The 16,688-nt window shown below is 42.1% G+C and carries 19 protein-coding genes; 1 reads left to right on the forward strand and 18 read right to left on the reverse strand.

Annotated features, from left to right (window positions below; translation table 11 throughout):
• Positions 1-109: 109 nt before the first annotated feature.
• The 11 genes from dinG to MHH65_RS10170 form a co-directional block, all read right to left on the reverse strand.
• Entirely contained in the window at positions 110-2,902 is a 2,793-nt protein-coding gene (dinG, locus tag MHH65_RS10120) for an ATP-dependent DNA helicase DinG (RefSeq protein WP_098677473.1), read from the reverse strand.
• 113 nt (positions 2,903-3,015) lie between these two features.
• On the reverse strand, positions 3,016-3,399 hold the full coding sequence (gene panD / locus MHH65_RS10125) for an aspartate 1-decarboxylase (RefSeq protein WP_024422780.1): 384 nt from the start codon (positions 3,397-3,399) through the stop codon (positions 3,016-3,018).
• On the reverse strand, positions 3,392-4,258 hold the full coding sequence (panC, locus tag MHH65_RS10130) for a pantoate--beta-alanine ligase (RefSeq protein ID WP_056767120.1): 867 nt from the start codon (positions 4,256-4,258) through the stop codon (positions 3,392-3,394). The genes panD and panC overlap by 8 nt, the downstream gene beginning before the upstream one ends.
• On the reverse strand, positions 4,255-5,094 hold the full coding sequence (gene panB / locus MHH65_RS10135; protein WP_024422781.1) for a 3-methyl-2-oxobutanoate hydroxymethyltransferase: 840 nt from the start codon (positions 5,092-5,094) through the stop codon (positions 4,255-4,257). The genes panC and panB overlap by 4 nt, the downstream gene beginning before the upstream one ends.
• Positions 5,095-5,291: 197 nt before the next feature.
• On the reverse strand, positions 5,292-6,275 hold the full coding sequence (locus MHH65_RS10140; RefSeq protein WP_025093069.1) for a biotin--[acetyl-CoA-carboxylase] ligase: 984 nt from the start codon (positions 6,273-6,275) through the stop codon (positions 5,292-5,294).
• Positions 6,248-7,450: a CCA tRNA nucleotidyltransferase gene (locus MHH65_RS10145; RefSeq protein WP_024428104.1), complete on the reverse strand. Its 1,203-nt coding sequence runs from the start codon at positions 7,448-7,450 to the stop codon at positions 6,248-6,250. Before MHH65_RS10145 ends, MHH65_RS10140 begins: the two co-directional genes overlap by 28 nt.
• Positions 7,443-8,588 carry an N-acetyl-alpha-D-glucosaminyl L-malate synthase BshA gene (gene bshA, locus MHH65_RS10150; protein WP_024422784.1) on the reverse strand — a complete coding sequence of 382 codons (1,146 nt, stop codon included), beginning with the start codon at positions 8,586-8,588 and terminating at the stop codon, positions 7,443-7,445. Before bshA ends, MHH65_RS10145 begins: the two co-directional genes overlap by 8 nt.
• Positions 8,589-8,590: 2 nt before the next feature.
• Entirely contained in the window at positions 8,591-9,295 is a 705-nt protein-coding gene (gene bshB1 / locus MHH65_RS10155; RefSeq protein ID WP_024422785.1) for a bacillithiol biosynthesis deacetylase BshB1, read from the reverse strand.
• On the reverse strand, positions 9,282-9,701 hold the full coding sequence (gene mgsA / locus MHH65_RS10160) for a methylglyoxal synthase (protein WP_024422786.1): 420 nt from the start codon (positions 9,699-9,701) through the stop codon (positions 9,282-9,284). The genes bshB1 and mgsA overlap by 14 nt, the downstream gene beginning before the upstream one ends.
• Positions 9,702-9,718: 17 nt before the next feature.
• On the reverse strand, positions 9,719-10,522 hold the full coding sequence (gene dapB / locus MHH65_RS10165; RefSeq protein ID WP_024422787.1) for a 4-hydroxy-tetrahydrodipicolinate reductase: 804 nt from the start codon (positions 10,520-10,522) through the stop codon (positions 9,719-9,721).
• A gap of 5 nt (positions 10,523-10,527) precedes the next feature.
• A complete protein-coding gene (locus MHH65_RS10170) occupies positions 10,528-10,863 on the reverse strand; it encodes a nucleotide pyrophosphohydrolase (RefSeq protein ID WP_024422788.1) in 336 nt (111 codons plus the stop codon).
• A 137-nt stretch (positions 10,864-11,000) separates the two neighbouring features.
• Between MHH65_RS10170 and MHH65_RS10175 the strand changes: the two genes are divergently transcribed.
• Entirely contained in the window at positions 11,001-11,873 is an 873-nt protein-coding gene (locus tag MHH65_RS10175; RefSeq protein WP_024422789.1) for a YitT family protein, read from the forward strand.
• 30 nt (positions 11,874-11,903) lie between these two features.
• Here MHH65_RS10175 and ypjB read toward each other — a convergent pair whose 3' ends face one another.
• The 7 genes from ypjB to MHH65_RS10210 all read right to left on the reverse strand — a co-directional run bounded on the left by ypjB (position 11,904) and on the right by MHH65_RS10210 (position 16,651).
• Entirely contained in the window at positions 11,904-12,707 is an 804-nt protein-coding gene (gene ypjB, locus MHH65_RS10180) for a sporulation protein YpjB (protein WP_024422790.1), read from the reverse strand.
• A gap of 65 nt (positions 12,708-12,772) precedes the next feature.
• Positions 12,773-13,366 (reverse strand): DUF1405 domain-containing protein, encoded by a 594-nt coding sequence (locus MHH65_RS10185; RefSeq protein ID WP_024428102.1) that lies wholly within the window; start codon positions 13,364-13,366, stop codon positions 12,773-12,775.
• A gap of 100 nt (positions 13,367-13,466) precedes the next feature.
• Entirely contained in the window at positions 13,467-14,234 is a 768-nt protein-coding gene (locus MHH65_RS10190) for a menaquinol-cytochrome c reductase cytochrome b/c subunit (RefSeq protein ID WP_024422792.1), read from the reverse strand.
• Between the two features lie 41 nt (positions 14,235-14,275).
• The gene (qcrB, locus tag MHH65_RS10195; protein WP_003215804.1) at positions 14,276-14,950 is read right to left on the reverse strand and encodes a menaquinol-cytochrome c reductase cytochrome b subunit; all 675 of its coding nucleotides are present in this window, start codon (positions 14,948-14,950) and stop codon (positions 14,276-14,278) included.
• 2 nt (positions 14,951-14,952) lie between these two features.
• A complete protein-coding gene (locus MHH65_RS10200) occupies positions 14,953-15,459 on the reverse strand; it encodes a ubiquinol-cytochrome c reductase iron-sulfur subunit (protein ID WP_007500911.1) in 507 nt (168 codons plus the stop codon).
• 144 nt (positions 15,460-15,603) lie between these two features.
• Positions 15,604-16,050: a YpiF family protein gene (locus MHH65_RS10205; RefSeq protein ID WP_098677472.1), complete on the reverse strand. Its 447-nt coding sequence runs from the start codon at positions 16,048-16,050 to the stop codon at positions 15,604-15,606.
• A gap of 61 nt (positions 16,051-16,111) precedes the next feature.
• Positions 16,112-16,651, reverse strand: coding sequence for a ReoY family proteolytic degradation factor (locus MHH65_RS10210; protein WP_008344562.1), 540 nt, complete (start codon positions 16,649-16,651; stop codon positions 16,112-16,114).
• Positions 16,652-16,688: the final 37 nt, after the last annotated feature.

Consider the following 16,688-nt stretch of genomic DNA (forward strand, 5'->3'; position numbering starts at 1 on the left):
AATATTGTTAGTCATACTTTTCTGCACGGGAACCGATACTATTTTTACAACGGAACACAAAAAGCCGTTACGATAAATTAACTCCAAACCCACACCAGCTAAAGGCCGCTTATGACAGCGGCTTTTCGTTGTTAAGGTTTTCTATATACGCCTCAAGTGACTCTTTTGACATCTCGTGAACCGGCGCATGAGGGAGTGATTCTAAAAATAGTTTTCCATATGAAGCTGTTTTCACTCGGCGGTCTAAAATCAGCAATGTGCCTATGTCTTTTTCAGAGCGCAGCAAGCGTCCAGCTCCTTGCTTAAAGGTTAACACAGCTTCTGGTAAAGCGACGGCTTTAAACGGATTCTTCCCTTGTTTTTTAGCTGCATCACATTTGGCTTCAATGAGAGGAGAATCAGGCGGCCTGAACGGAAGACGTGCCATGATGACTGTTGTCAGCTCTGAGCCAGGAAAATCAACACCTTCCCAAAAACTACCCGTACCAAGTAAAATAGCTTGTTTTGCTAATTTGAACATTTTCGTTAATTTTACGGGGCTTCCGCCTGTCAAACCTTGAGCAAAAAGGGCTGACTGCATCCCTTCTGTTTTTAGCTCTTCATAGACTGCTTTTAACATCTCATGTGAATTAAACAAAACCAATATTTTTGCATGCTGCTGCTTTTCCATAACCTTTATATATTGCGCAGCCTGCTTTACATAATCTCGTTCATCACGGTTCGTAATCGGCGGCATGTCTGCTGGAACAATGACCTTAAGCTGTTTTTCAAGTTCAAAAGGTGAATCAATTTGCACAAGATGAGGGTAAAAATCTTGCAGGCCAAACCGTTCCAAGCAATAATCAAAGCGGTGATTGATGGTGAGTGTCCCTGATGTGAGGACAACACTCTTTTTGTTCATAAAGAAACGATCAGCCAAAAGCTCCCCAGTATCTAACGGCTGTGCATGCATAAAGACTGCGTTTTTGGCACCTTTTGCATCAATTTCAATCCAAACCGTTTCATCGTTTTTCGGTTCAAAGATAAATCGGTACAGTGTACTGCAAAAAGTATGCATAAACGACATGACTTGGTCGTATTCCTCTGCTTCAAAGGCAAAGTGTTCTGTCAGCTGATCACTTTTTTGAAGAAGCTCATTTTTTTGCTGTTCATACAGTTTCTCACAAGCAATTAACAAGGAACAAAGCTTACTTGCTGTTTCTTTAATCCGTTTCCACTGAGCATGCTTTGAATGATGACGTACTCTATGAATGAGACGATTGATGTCGGCTTTTGGTTTTGTCCTTTTCACAAATGAATGGACGGTGCTAAAGAAAGCGTCACTTTCCATTTGAAGCTGATTGAGATACTCATCCATTTCAATAAAGGTGTCTGTCTGTAACCCTGCATGATGAAATCTCTTTTTCAGTTTTTTTAACAGTCCGTCTTGCAAGGAGCCAAGCTGCGTTAATTTCGCGTGAAGCTGGATATAAGACGCACTATCCCCTAGTGTTTCATTGGCTGTTTTCTCAAATTGATGGGCTTCGTCTATCACATATACGTCAGCATGCTGAAAGATAGACGATGCCTCCGTTTGTGATAAAAGCAGACGATGATTCGTTAAAATTAAATCAGCTGTTCTTGCCCTTTTTTTGGCGCGCTCATAAAAGCAATACTCTTTAAAACGGCGCTTTTTCGATGTAAACGGCATATGCACACATGAAATGCGGTCTTTTATATTGGCAGCTCCTGACGGTAAATTCAGTTCAGATAAATCACCGGTTTCTGTTACAAGGAGCCACATTAAAATTTGCGCCTTCGTTAAGACGACATCATAGTTATCATCTTCCTCATGAAGCACATGCTCAAACTTATCTAAACAAATGTAATGCGCCCGACCTTTAAATACACAGGCAGCAGGCTCAAACGGGAGCAATCGATTCAACATCGGCACATCGCGCTGAAGCATTTGCTGCTGCAAAAGGATGGAATATGTACTAATAATGACAGGTTTTCCTGATTTCCTCGCTTCTAGAGCTGCTGGGATGAGGTAAGCGAGCGTTTTCCCAATACCCGGCGCCGCTTCAATTAATGCATAGGCTCTTTCATGAAACACGTCTCTCACTTTATTCATCATCGTAAGCTGGCCTTCTCTTACCTCATAGCCTTCTACAGTTTGCGGAAGCTTCTTTTTGATTTCCTCAAACAGCTGTTCATCATCTTCACTTACTGAATGTCTCGCCCTGCTGATAGGATTGGTGACATTTTTTACAGCAAAAGAGCCGACTTCCACTAAAGAATCTTCCCAGCTAGCATGGCTTGTTTCAAGCTGCTTAATTAAAAGTCCTATATCACTTAGGAGATAAGAGGATAATCTGCGCAGCTGCTTCAGCACATTTTTCGGTGTATGTTTTAATTGATGTAATAAAGTTAAAAATAACATGGCAGTAACTTCCGCATCACTATCCGCCCTATGCGGGTGGTCATGTGGAAGCATGAGCTCTTCACTTAATTCAGTGAGCTTATAACCTTCAAGCTCAGGATAAAGAATTCTAGAGATCTCAACTGTATCAATTGCTAGCACATCCAGCTCATTTTTCCCGCATGCTTTTAGTTCATCATTTAAAAAATTCAAGTCAAAATGAACATTGTGCGCAACAAAATAAGCACCCTGTATGAGATCATACACCTCTTGGGCAATGTCCTCAAAAAACACCGCATCGTCAACCATGTGCTGCTGAATGCCTGTCAGCTGTTCAATAAATCCTGGGATTGCTTTTCCCGGGTTCACATATTTTGAATACCGTTCGACAATTTGTCCATTTTCAATGACCACCGCAGCTATTTGAATGATTTTATCACCCTTTTTAGGTGAATTCCCGGTGGTTTCAATATCAACGACAACAAACCTTTGATCGGTCATAAAATGGACACCTCAATTCCTCGTTTCACCCTGAAGTGAAACACGCTCTGGACAAAATAGATGAAACAGAACAGCCTCTCTTCTGAAACTGTTCTGTTTCCACGGAGCCTGCGTTATAAAATCGTTCTCGCAGGCTCTTGCCCAATCATTTGTTCAATTTGATTTTGTTTATTTAACACGACCACTTTTGGTGTATGTGTCTTTGCTTCTTCTTCTGACAGCATCCCATAAGCGATAATAATGACTTCATCCCCTGGCTGAACGAGTCTCGCCGCCGCTCCATTTAGACAAATGACACCGCTCTTTCTTTCGCCGGGAATAATATATGTTTCAAGTCTCGCGCCATTATGATTATTGACAATTTGTACTTTCTCATTTGCCATCATACCTGCCGCATCAAGTAAATCTTCGTCAATTGTAATACTTCCTACATAATGTAAGTTTGCTTCTGTTACCGTTGCTTTATGAAGCTTAGATGTCATAAAGGTTCTATACATGTTTTTCACCGCTTTCAGGAACATGGAAAATCACATTATCAATCAGTCTTGCCCGTGAGAATTTCACCGCAACCGCCATAATGACTTGACCTGCTAACTGCTGAAGCGGCTCAAGTTCTGGATATGAATAGATCTCAATATAATCTATTTCTCCGCACGTCTGAACAAGTTCCTCTTCAATCAGCTGATACACACGACTGACATCACGTTCACCGTTTTCAACAGCTGACCGTCCTTTTTTTAATGCGCGGTATAAAGCGGGTGCTTCTTGTCTTTCTTTTTCTGACAAGTACACATTCCTTGAGCTTTTCGCTAAGCCGTCTTCTTCTCTGACTGTCGGTACAGATACAAGGTGAAGATCAAAGAAGAAATCCTTGATCATCGCATCGATCACAGCGACTTGCTGTGCATCCTTTAGTCCAAAGTAGACATTTGTTGGTGACACAAGATGAAACAGCTTTGTGAGCACAGTGACAACACCGTCAAAATGTCCTGGACGTTTTTTTCCGCATAAGACATCTGTCCGCTTTTGAACCGTCATCGTAATAGATGGTTCATTTTGGTACATTTCCTTCACATCAGGTGTAAATAAAATATCCACCCCTGCTGCTTCTGCCAGACGCTGGTCTCTTTCCATATCCCTTGGATAGGATTCAAAGTCTTCATTTGGTCCAAATTGCAAAGGATTGACAAAAATACTCATCACGACAATGTCATTTTGACTTCTTGCCTCTTTCGCAAGCGTCAGATGTCCTTCATGAAGAAAACCCATCGTTGGGACAAAGCCGATGGAATGCTGTTTTTCTTGATGCTGCTTGATTAATTCTTTTAGCTCGTGAATATGGGTGACAACGTTCATTTTTTGATTCCCCCATATAAGCCATCAAGGACTTCTTCTTTGATATGAAACGTGTGCATGTCCTCTGGAAATGTGCGTGCTTTTACTTCTTTCGTATATTGAATGAGCGCTTCTTCTAAAACAGTATCAATTTGCGCGTATTGTTTCACAAACTTAGGTGTTCTAGACACCCCGTATCCTACTACATCATGGTAAACGAGAACTTGTCCATCTGCCTCAGCTCCTGCACCAATTCCGATCACAGGAATCTTCAGCATGTCGGTAATTCGTTTTGTCAGTTCGCCAGGTACGCATTCCAGCACAAGAGCGATTGCGCCGGCTTCCTCACATTTCAAGCTGTCTTCAATCAATTTTTGAGCACTTTCGTGGTCTTTTCCTTGCACTTTATACCCGCCAAGTACACCAACTGATTGAGGTGTGAGGCCTAAATGACTGACGACAGGAATTCCGCCTCTTGTTAAAGCTTGAATGGATTCAAATACTCCGTCTCCGCCTTCTAGCTTTAAGGCATCGGCACCACTTTCTTGCATGATGCGTGCAGCATTTTTCATTGTTTCTTCTAACGAATAATGGTAAGACATAAATGGCATATCAGTCACAACAAATGTGTCTTTTGCGCCTCTTTTCACTGCTTTTGTGTGATGGATCATGTCATCCATCGTGACTTGAACTGTGGAATCTAGTCCAAGTACAACCATCCCAAGTGAATCACCAACTAAGATCATGTCGACTTCCGCTTTTTCCGCTTGCTTTGCAGCTGGATAGTCGTATGCGGTCAGCATCACAATAGGTTCGTTTTGTTCTTTCATTTTGAAAAAATCTAGCTTTGTCTTCATTTGTTCCTCCTCATTCTGGAGAGGAGATGGCTTGCCTCACATCACATGCTTTGATTTCTCATGTGCGGCGAATCATCCCTCTGTCCAAGTCCCTTAGGATCAAGGCAGAAATTTATCGAATTTTTCTTCCTAACAGGTACAGTTCTTTGCAGATACTGCCCACACGAAGTATATCAAAAATGTGCCGGGTGTTCCACTCAAGTTGACTTGATCTCAATGTCTGCGGAGTAGATTTTTTGGATACCGTCCTCCGTTTCAAGCAATAAAACACCTTCTTCATTGATGCCAAGCGCCTTCCCCGTATATTGCCCATTGACGGTGCGGGCAACAATATGTTGACCGATCGTCATCGCAAACGATTCCCATAATTGTTTAATCGGCGCAAATCCTTGCTTCATATAATCATCATATCTTTTTTCAAAAGTGGACATGATCTGTTGTATAAGTGCAGCACGATCCACTTTTTCATTCAGTTCCATCCGCAGACTTGTGGCGACATCCTTTAGGTCATCCGGGAAGTCATCAGCTGTTTGGTTCACATTTATGCCCGGTCCAATAATGACCGCATGAACCTGGTCCGCTTCTGCTTTTAATTCAGTCAGAATGCCAACGACCTTTTTTCCATTCAACAAAATATCGTTTGGCCATTTAATAGATGGACTGAGTCCTGTTTGCTGCGCAATCGCTTCTGCGATGGCTACAGATGCCAAAAGCGTCATTTGCGGTGCTTTATGCAGCGGAATTTCAGGCCGGAGAATGAGACTCATCCAAATGCCTGTCCCGTTTGGTGAATGCCACGTTCTTTGAAGACGCCCTTTTCCATTCGTCTGATGATCACTCACAACGATTGTGCCGTGGGGCGCACCTTCATTGACAAGATCATGGGCAATCAGCTGAGTTGAAGCGACTTCTTTCTGAAAGTAAATATGCCTGCCGAAGCTCTCTGTTTCCAGACCAAACAGAATTTCGTCCTCACTAATTTTGTCCGGTTTACGAAGCAGACGGTATCCTTTTCTTCTAACTGCTTCTACCTCATACCCCTCTTTTCGCAAGTCCTCCATATGCTTCCACACAGCAGTTCGGGAGCAGCCAAGTTCATCACAAATCTGCTGACTTGAGACAAAATCCTCACTGGATGCTGTAAATAGTTCAATTAATCGTTTTCTAATTGCGGATCGCATGCTTTAAGCCACTCCTCTATGGCTTCTTTTCGGTTTTCTAAACGGTTTTGCAAAACGGCTTTTTTCACAAAATTGAGCTCCTCTGCAATCCATTTCCCGGACGTCTTTTGCCGAAAGGCCATTAAATCTTTTCCTGAAACAGCGAGGTCTTGGAGCTTTTTAATCGGCAGTGCATCATAAGAACGCTTCGCTGCCTCCAGCTCATCAAAGAAAATGCGGCGCTCATGTTTTAGCTGTGTGATCTTCAAACTAGATAAGAGCACGTGTTCACCAGCTTCAAACATGTTTTCCGCATCCCAGTCACAATCAACGTATTTACTAATGGCTACTGCTTCTTTCAAAAGCTTGGTTGACAGCTTCCATTCTTTTAAGAAGGCCGCAGCCTCCGCTTCATCTAGGCCGAGCAAATGGATGCAAGCCCCCCATACCTCTTCTAGTCCATCCAGTAAGTAATATGGAAAGGCTTGAAAGGATTCATGAAGACGCTCCTCTTTGAGACCTGGCAATTCTTCATATAATTTGGTTGAAATGAGTACTTGAATGGCCTGCTCACAATGACGGCCTTTTAAAAGCTTCTCCATTTCAATCTTTTTGCGCTCAACTGAAATGTTGGCAAGCAGATGCTTATCCTTTTTCATAGCTTCAGCCGTTTCATCAGCGAGTTCAAAGCCAAGCTGGCTTAAAAAACGGACAGCTCTCATCATGCGAAGCGCATCTTCTTGAAAGCGGCACGCAGGATCTCCAACAGTTTGAATTCGTTTCCGCTTAATATCCTGTTTACCACCTACATGATCAATAATTTCCCCATTTATATCCATGGCCATCGCATTAATCGTTAAATCTCTTCTTAAAAGATCTTCCTTAAGCGACGTGATAAACGCCACTTCTTTCGGTCTGCGAAAATCTTCATATTCTGATTCCGTTCGAAACGTCGTGACCTCATAGCTGACACCATCATGCAACACAATGACAGTGCCATGCTCTTTACCGACATCTACTGTTTTTTCAAATAAAGACTCAACCTTATCAGGTGTTGCATCTGTCGCAATATCGATATCACCGATTTCCCGTCCTAATAGAACATCTCTCACCGCTCCGCCGACAAAGTAAGCCTGATGCCCATGTTCGTGCAGTGTATGTAATATAGGGATCGCATGTGTGAATGGTTCATTCATCTTCATCATCACCTTCGATCAATTCTAGGTAAAGCTTCTCATATTCACTCACAATCTTATCAGAGGAGAAATGAGCCTGAACACTAGACTGAGCTGCCGCTGACACTTTTTCATGAAGCGCTTCGTCTTTCAGCAGAGACACTGCGTGCTTTGCTGCTCCGTCTATATCGCCGAGCGGGACAAGAAACCCTGTTTCTCCATGTGTAATGACCTCTGGAATACCGCCGACATCCGTACCGATACAAGGAACACCGCACGCCATTGCTTCAAGAAGCACAAGCCCAAAGCTCTCCTTCTCTGAAAGAAGCAGCTTCAAATCACTTATTGAATATAGCTCCTCAACCTTCTCTTGCTTGCCTAAAAACAACACACGGTCTGTCAGTCCTAATTTTTTCACGAGTTCACATACAACCGATTTCTCAGGACCATCACCAATGAGCAGCAGCTTTGCCTGCACCTGTTCAGCAATCTTTTGAAACACATGAATCACGTCATGCACCCGTTTCACCTTTCGAAAGTTTGATACATGGATGATGACCTTTTCGTTCGGTAAAAGACCATAATGTGTCTTTAGCAAATCGTGATCTTCACGCAAATACACCCGTTCATCTACAAAATTATGAATCGTATCAATCTTTTTATCTGGTTTGATGAGATCGTATGTCTGCGCAGCTAATGAATGCGACACCGCTGTTACGCGATCCGATGATTCGATGGCGAACCGAATCACTTCTTTTAATGATGGATCATAGCCTAAAACCGTAATATCCGTTCCATGAAGCGTCGTAACGACTTTCACAGAGTGTCCAGTCATTTGTTTGGCTAAGAACGCACAGACAGCGTGCGGGACTGCATAATGCGCGTGAATAATATCAAGCTTTTCTCGTTTTGCGACTTCTGCCAATTTACTTGCCAGCGCAAGGTCATAAGGCGGATATTGAAATACTGCATATTGATTCACATCCACCTCATGAAAATAAATATTCGGATATACTTTATTAAGCCTAAACGGAATGCTTGAGGTAATGAAATGAACATCGTGCCCTTTTTCAGCTAAACGTTTTCCAAGCTCCGTGGCTATAATGCCTGAGCCGCCGACACTTGGATAACAAGTAATTCCGACCTTCAGTTTTTTCATAATTACCCCCCAAGTAAGTCATCGTCCAACAAAAGTGGTTTCTTTGTGATAAACCCTTCTGCATAAGCTTTGTTGACTTCTCTTCCATACATAGACTCTCTCATTTTGACAAAATCAATATAACCGTTCACAAGAGGTGTCTCTACTGAGTTTGCCGATTTAACAAATTGGCTTTTATACGCATGCAGGCTATCAATTTTTTGGTGCATTTCCTCAGAAATATCAATCACAAAATCTGGACGATGGTGCCCATTAATCATGTAATAATACATTTGGCTTATTTTATGCGCTGGCTGCTTGTATGAATCTTCAAATTTATGTATACCTGCAGAAAAAGCGGCCTCTTCTACAAGTGAGCCCGCATGGCCATGATCTGGATGCCGATCTTGGTGGTACGGAGCGAAAATCAGTTTCGGTTTGTAAGTTCGAATCACGCCCGCAATTTCCTTCATCGCTTCGTCGTTTAGATAAAGCCCTCTATCTGGCAGTGTAAGCTGGATTCTCGCTCTGACACCTAATATAGCGGCGGCGGCTTTTGCTTCTTCTTTGCGGCTCTCGACTGTTCCATTTGAAGATAATTCGGCCTGGGTCAAGTCGCAAATCCCGACGCGAGCCCCTTTTTTTACGTATTTTGCAATCGTTCCGCCCATTCCGATCTCTACATCATCGCTATGGGCACCGAATGCAAGGATATCAAGTCGTTTCATTTGTTCCTCCGTTTTTTGCTACATCTCGAAAATCAAACGTACCTTTATTTAAATTCCTGACTAAAATTTCAGCAGTTCCCATATTGGTGGCTAATGGAATGGTATACACATCGCAAAGCCGGATGAGTGCAGATACATCCGGTTCATGCGGCTGCGCAGTTAGCGGGTCTCTAAAAAAGAGCACAAGATCCATTGCATTATCAGCAATTAAAGCACCGATCTGCTGATCTCCCCCAAGTGGTCCTGATTGGAAACGATGAATGGGAAGCCCCGTCGCTTCTTTCACTCTCAAACCTGTTGTCCCTGTTGCGTAAAGTGTATGATCTGCCAAAATATCACGGTACGCAGTGGTAAACTGAATCATGTCACTTTTTTTCTTATCATGAGCGATTAAAGCAATGTTCATCAGGAATCCACTCCTTATTAGTCGATGATATTTTCTAAACCATAAACGAGCTGATCAATGTGCATGACCTGCTCTACTGAAAGCTTCACGCCTGACATAAAGGATGCACGGTTATAAGAATCATGACGAATGGTGAGCGTCTGTCCGTCCATTCCAAACAGCACTTCTTGATGTGCAATCATGCCAGGAAGTCTCACGCTGTGCAGACGGATACCATCATAATCTGCTCCTCGTGCACCTTCGATTAATTCTTTCTCTTCTGGATGTCCCTGCTTTTTGCTTTCTCTTACTTCTGCAATCATTTCAGCCGTTTTTAAGCCCGTACCGCTTGGGGCATCTAGTTTTTTATCATGGTGAAGCTCAATGATTTCAACGTCAGGAAAATAATTCGCTGCCATTTTGGCAAATTTCATCATTAAGACCGCACCCACAGCAAAGTTTGGTGCAATAATACAGCCTATGCCCTTTTCTTCTGTTAATTGCTGAAGCTCTTTTAGGTCATCTTCTGAAAATCCAGTTGTTCCGACGACTGGACGCACGCCATGTTCAAGTGCTTTTTTTGTATGTACTTTCCCGATTTCTGGTGTTGTTAAATCAATTAATACATCTGGTGTTGTTTCTGAAAGACAAACATCAATATCCGTATAAATTGGCGCATGAGATGTCGTATGAATCACATCAGATAATTTTTTTCCTTCATGCGCGTGATCAAGTGCTGCCACCAGCTCAAAATGGCCTGTTTCTTCCGCCAGCTTCACAGCCTCTATCCCCATTCTTCCTCTTGCTCCAGCGATTACTACTTTGATGGTTTCGTTCGTCATCGTCTCTACTTCCCTTCTTTTTTCGTCCAGCGGTCTTTATCTCTTGTGTTGAATTTATGCATCACACGATCATGTGCTTCTTCTAGTGAAATATCAAGTGAATTAGCAAGGCATGTTAACACAAACAAAACATCGCCAATTTCTTCTTCCATGCTTTTTTCTGTTTCCGTTGTTTTTTTCGGCTTTTCTCCATAGTAATGGTTAACCTCTCTTGCCAGCTCCCCTAATTCTTCTGTCAGGCGGGCCATCATGGCAAGCGGGCTGAAATAGCCTTCTTTAAATTGTCCTATGTAATCATCTACTTCTTGCTGCACGTGACGCAGCGTTTTTTCTTTCGTCATGAAGCTCATCCTCCTATCCATCTCTTACATGTTAGCGAAATCATAAATATTTGACAAATGTTTAAGACTCAGTTTGCTTGTTTCTCTCCCATACCATATAATATTATCGCTGTCTAAGCAAAAAAAGGAGTGGTCTCTTGCTAAAAGAAATTCGTCTTAAAAATATCGTATTTATTTTAATAGGATCTGCGATTTTTTCTTTCGGTCTTGTTCATTTTAATATGCAGAACAATTTGGCGGAAGGCGGATTTACAGGTATTACACTGCTTTTATATTTTCTATTTCACATTGACCCATCTATTTCAAACCTTGTCTTAAACATTCCGATCTTTTTTATAGGCTGGAAAATGCTCGGCAGAACGATGTTTACTTATACAATTGTAGGAACAGTGAGTCTTTCTGTCTTTCTTGCTATCTTCCAGCGCTTTCAAATACATATGCCTCTCCAGCACGATTTAGCCTTAGCCGCCCTCTTTGCAGGTGTATTTATCGGAACAGGCCTCGGAATCATCTTTAAATTCGGCGGTACAACAGGCGGTGTGGACATCATTGCAAGACTGATCAACAAGCATTATCAGGTGGCAATGGGACGAACAATGTTCATCTTCGACGCATGCGTCATCACCATCTCTCTGACCTACTTAAATTATAAAGAAGCGATGTATACACTTGTCGCAGTGTTTGTTGCTGCGAAGGTCATTGACTTCATGCAAGAAGGCGCTTACGCTGCCAAAGGCGCCATGATTATCTCTGAAAAAGATGACATCATTCAAAAGAAAATCACGGATGAAATGGAGCGCGGTGTCACCATCTTAAAAGGGGTCGGTTCCTATACGAAACAGGAGCGCAACGTTCTTTATTGCGTCGTTCCGAAAAACGAGCTTGTCCACCTTAAAAGCGTCGTGACCTCAGTCGATCCTCATGCGTTTGTATCTGTCAGTGACGTGCATGATGTACTCGGTGAAGGCTTTACATTAGATGAACACAAAAAGCCGCTCAATCCGCATTAAAAAAGAAGCACCAGTTTTGGGCTTCTTTTTTTATGATTTAGGATAATCAGCCTGACGTTTTTGCTTCTTTTCTTTTTCTGCACGATATTTCCGAAATCCAACATACGTTAACGTTAATAAAATGATACTCCCGGTTGTTAAGATGACCCATAAAAGCGATGGATCCGCTTCATCTTCATCGACGTGAGCAAACACACTCGATAAATCCTCTTCCAGCTTCGTGAGACGTTCAAGCTTTGTCCCACTTGATGCTTTTAAAAATTCACCTTGCTCAATCACTTCCATGTGCTGCTTAATTGTCTGCAGCTTTTCAGGCGAAATATCAATGGTTAAACTTGGATAGATCATATCGTATAAAGAAACCAGCTCATTCCAAGTTTCATAAAATGTCGTCGATTCTGGATCTTTTACTTCTTTTTTCAAAGTAGGAAAAGAGCCCATAATAGGCTTCTCCAGCGAACCCCAAAGAGGCTCAGAATCCGACTGGATCGCATCAAGCAGCATTCTAAATTGAGAGGCATAACGAAGCTTTTCGCGCTCATTCAATTCTTCCTGCGGCAGCCCTTTTATCATATCTTGATAGCCAAGTGTAATTTGCCGAATCTGCGTATTCGTCAAAGTTCCACGCCAATTCTCAGCTTTAAATGTCTTTTCAACATACAATGCGACTTGTAACGCCTCATCATATTTAGCTTGTCTCGTTAATTGAAAGATGGAATCTGATAGTTCCGTTAATTCTTGCAGCGTGTTAGCAGCTGTTTCCTCACCTTTGACAACTGCTGGCTGTAATACGAGAAAAAATAATAGAATCATCGCGATTGGCTTTCGTTTCATGCAAGTCCCTCCTAGCCCTTCTCCTTACAGCGTATGAAGAAAAGGACAAGGTTAGACCAACATTGTTAAGGGAGTTCAAGCTTGACCGATTTTTTCGATAGAACGAGATAATACGAAACAAGAAGAACCGCAATACTTAGCCAAAACGTCACGTAGCCGATCTCGTTTGAGTAAGCAGACAGCATAGAATAACGGGGCATCATACCAAATACATAATCAATTACATCATTATGTAAGATCCAAATGCCTGCTACCACGAGATGACGCATTTGAAAACGATAATATGGCGCAAACAATACAGCCTGAACCGCCATCGCAAAGTGAGACCCAATCAGCATGTATCCTTCCCACGGAAAATCATCAACAGATAAAAGCACAAAGATATTCATTCCTACCGCCCATAACCCATATTTAATCAAGGTCACAAGAGCAAGTGCTTCAAAATAAGGAGCATTTCGTTTCATCAAAAACGCAAGTAATACAAATAAAAAGAAAAAGCTGGCCGTTGGACTGTCTGGTACAAAAGCTAAAAAGACAGCCGGTGTCTCTACGAGCTGCGGAATATACCAATAGTAGCCGTACACAGTGCCAAGGAAATTGATCATAAGCACCAGCACAAGCATGTAGCGCGTCGCTAGCAAATATTGAATCCATCTCATATGTCTCTTCACTCACGATCTGTTAAAATCAGAAAAAAGCTGACAGCGCCAGCTTTTTCTCTTTTGAGTATATCCTTGTACTTGCATTTAAACAACTGAATTATTTTGATTTGACCTCAGATAAATATTTAGAGAGCTTCTCAAGTTCTTCATCACTACCTTTAAAGACACCCTTCGGCATGTTGCCTTTTCCTTCTACAGCGATTTTAGCGATCTCCTCAGGCGAAAGACCGTTGTCAACGAGTGACGGTCCAGCTGCTCCGCCCTGCATGTTATCCCCGTGGCAGGAGATACATGTCTGCTCTTGATAAATTTTATATTCTTCAGCTGAAGTATCAATCTCTGCTTCTTTCTTAATCTCACCTTGTTTTGCCGCTGCTTCCCAATCATGAGTTGCAACAGACTCCCACGTTAAATATGTTGCTGCGCCGACTGCAAGAATCATCATCCCGACTGCAATTGGTCTTCTATACGGTCTGCGTTCTGGACCTGAATCAAGAAATGGTGCGAGCAAAAGTGCACCAAACGCAATTCCAGGCATAATCATCGCGCCGACGACAGTGAAGTTTCCTGCAGCAAATTCATATTTTAATAACTGGTACAAAAATAGGAAATACCAGTCTGGCAGCGGAATATAGCCAGTATCTGTTGGGTCAGCCATCCGCTCAAGCGGAGGCGCATGAACAACAGTTAGGACAAGAAATCCAATTAAAAAAACGGCACCTACAAGCCATTCCTTTAAAAGAAAGTTCGGCCAAAAGGCTTCTGTTTTTCCCGGATATTCGGAATAGTCTTTAGGTATGTTAGGTTTTCTTTCTGCCGGTATTCTGGAATCTCCGACAAACTTCATCCCTTTTCCCCTATGCAAAGTCATCCCCTCCTCATTGAACATTCATCAAACGCAGCATTTTATAGCGGTCCAGAAATTCCTTGCTTACGAATCATAATAAAGTGGGCAGCCATCAGCCCAAATAATGCCGCTGGCAAGAAAAAGACATGGATAGCGAAAAATCTCGTCAGCGTTTGTGCCCCTACAATGTCAGGATGACCTGCAAGCAGCGTTTTGATCTCTTTACCAATGAAAGGTGTTGCTTCTGCTATTTGAAGACCAACCTTCGTCGCAAACAGCGCCTTCATATCCCATGGTAAAAGATAACCTGTAAAACCAAGTCCAAGCATCACAAAGAAAATGAGCACACCAACAATCCAGTTCAGCTCTCTAGGCTTTTTATACGCCCCTTGGAAAAAGACCCTTAGCGTATGTAAAAACATCATCACAATGACTAAACTCGCACCCCAGTGGTGCATCCCTCTGACAATCTGGCCAAATGCCACTTCATTTTGCAAATAATAGACAGATTCCCAGGCATTTTTAATATCCGGCACGTAATACATCGTTAAAAACATGCCCGAAAGGACTTGAATGACTGTCACAAAAAACGTTAAACCGCCAAAACAATACACAAAAGCGGAGAAATGATGTGCTGGGTTGACGTGCTCTGGCACCTCGTGATCCGCAATATCTCTCCATATTGGTGTAATGTCCAGCCGCTCATCTACCCAATCGTAAATCTTGTTAAGCATCGTTACCCTTCCCCTTTCGGCACAGCTTTTCCAAGATAGAGGTATCCGTCCTTCACTTGCTGCTTATAATGGTCAAGCGGTGCAAGCGGTGGAGTTCCGGGTACGTTTGTACCATCCTTGTCGTACAGCCCATAATGGCACGGGCAGAAAAATTTGTTTGGATTTTTCGGATCACTGTTCCAGTTCACTGTACATCCTAAATGTTTACAGATTGGCGATAAAGCGACAATTTCATCCCCTTCTTTGTACACCCATGCTGACCTAGATTCCTTTGACTCGTACCATGCATCTACTTGATCAATTTTAAAGTCAAAGCGCTTCGGTTCCTTTGTCAGTTCATCTACACTGACAACTTGAACCATATCCTGATCCTCTGTTCCTTTTAGCACAGGGTCAAGCGCAAAGCGAACCATAGGCATGAGCATTCCAGCGGCCATAAATCCCCCCACGCCGGTCAACGTGTAATTCAAAAATTGACGCCTGGACACTCCATGTCTCTTCTCGCTCATTTTTTTCTCCCCCCCTCAGGTCGTCAGCTACTTTATAACTGAATTAGAAAAAATTTCATAAAACTAGGACACCCTCATAATATATCAATCTATTCACAAGGTCAACATCCTAAAAAGCTATGTACAATGCAAATGTAAGGGTTTTTATGAAGGGTTCCATTTTTGTAACAAAAAGTTCAAAATTTGTTCTACACTGTCTTGAATGACTTTTTGCTTTAATTCAACCTTCAAATGCTCCAGCGGAACCGGCTTGAGCAAAAATAGCGATTCACTGATCTCAGTATGCTCTTTCCACTGGTGATCAGATGTGATCAATATGACATGCTGAAAATGATCCTTGAGCGACTGCTTCATTATGAGTATATCTTCTTGTTTCCGGTCACTCACTTCCAAATATGTATGTGGCGGAAAAAGAAAAACCCGCCCTTTTAACTGTCTTTCAAGTTCATCTGCTACAAGAATAGTAAACTCTCCTAAAGACACGGTTTGTTTCATTTGATCCGCATCAATTCCAACTAATGGAATGATAGCGGTATCAATGTAAGCTTTAGATTGCAAAAAGCGATCCGCGTCCTCTGCTTGAAACCTCATCAATTTCCCCTCTTTCATAACATAAGCCCTGCCTGTGTAGGGCAAGGCTTATTCGTTCAGTTTATGACAATAGGCTTAATTCTTTTGCCAGCTTATTAAATGTTTCTTGATCATGACGGTCAAGTGCTTCATCTATCTCTTTCATGAGCCGTTCTTTTTGGAAAGTTGCGATTGAATGCTCAAGCACTTTCTCAGCAAGATCCTTATCTTTTTCGTTCTCATAAAGATCCTTTGGAATATGAGGATTTGTTTCAAGAACAGCTGCATATTCCGGCGAACGATAAGCAGAACGGAAATTCAATTGAATAAACAAATCCTGCTGTTTATTCAAACGAATATCATGAAATGACTTTTCAGCATCTGTCGTCATGATGTTTTCTTTATAAAATCTAAAGGGAACTTCATCCACACAGTGTGTTGACATGATGATTCCCCTTGGGCAAAATTCTGCTTGCTCTACAAAATGAACTTTTTCCATCAAAGAGTCGTGACTCATTAAATAATTTAATATCCAAACACACTCTCTTCGCTTTAGCTGATAATGGTTTAAGAACCATCGGATAAATTCCTTTTTTTCATTGACAGAAACAGGGGTCTGCATGTTATTCCCTCCTCTATCGTAAATTAAATTGCTATAC

The sequence above is a fragment of the Bacillus sp. FSL L8-0654 genome (genome assembly GCF_038629965.1).
Classification (GTDB): Bacteria; Bacillota; Bacilli; order Bacillales; family Bacillaceae; genus Bacillus; species Bacillus safensis.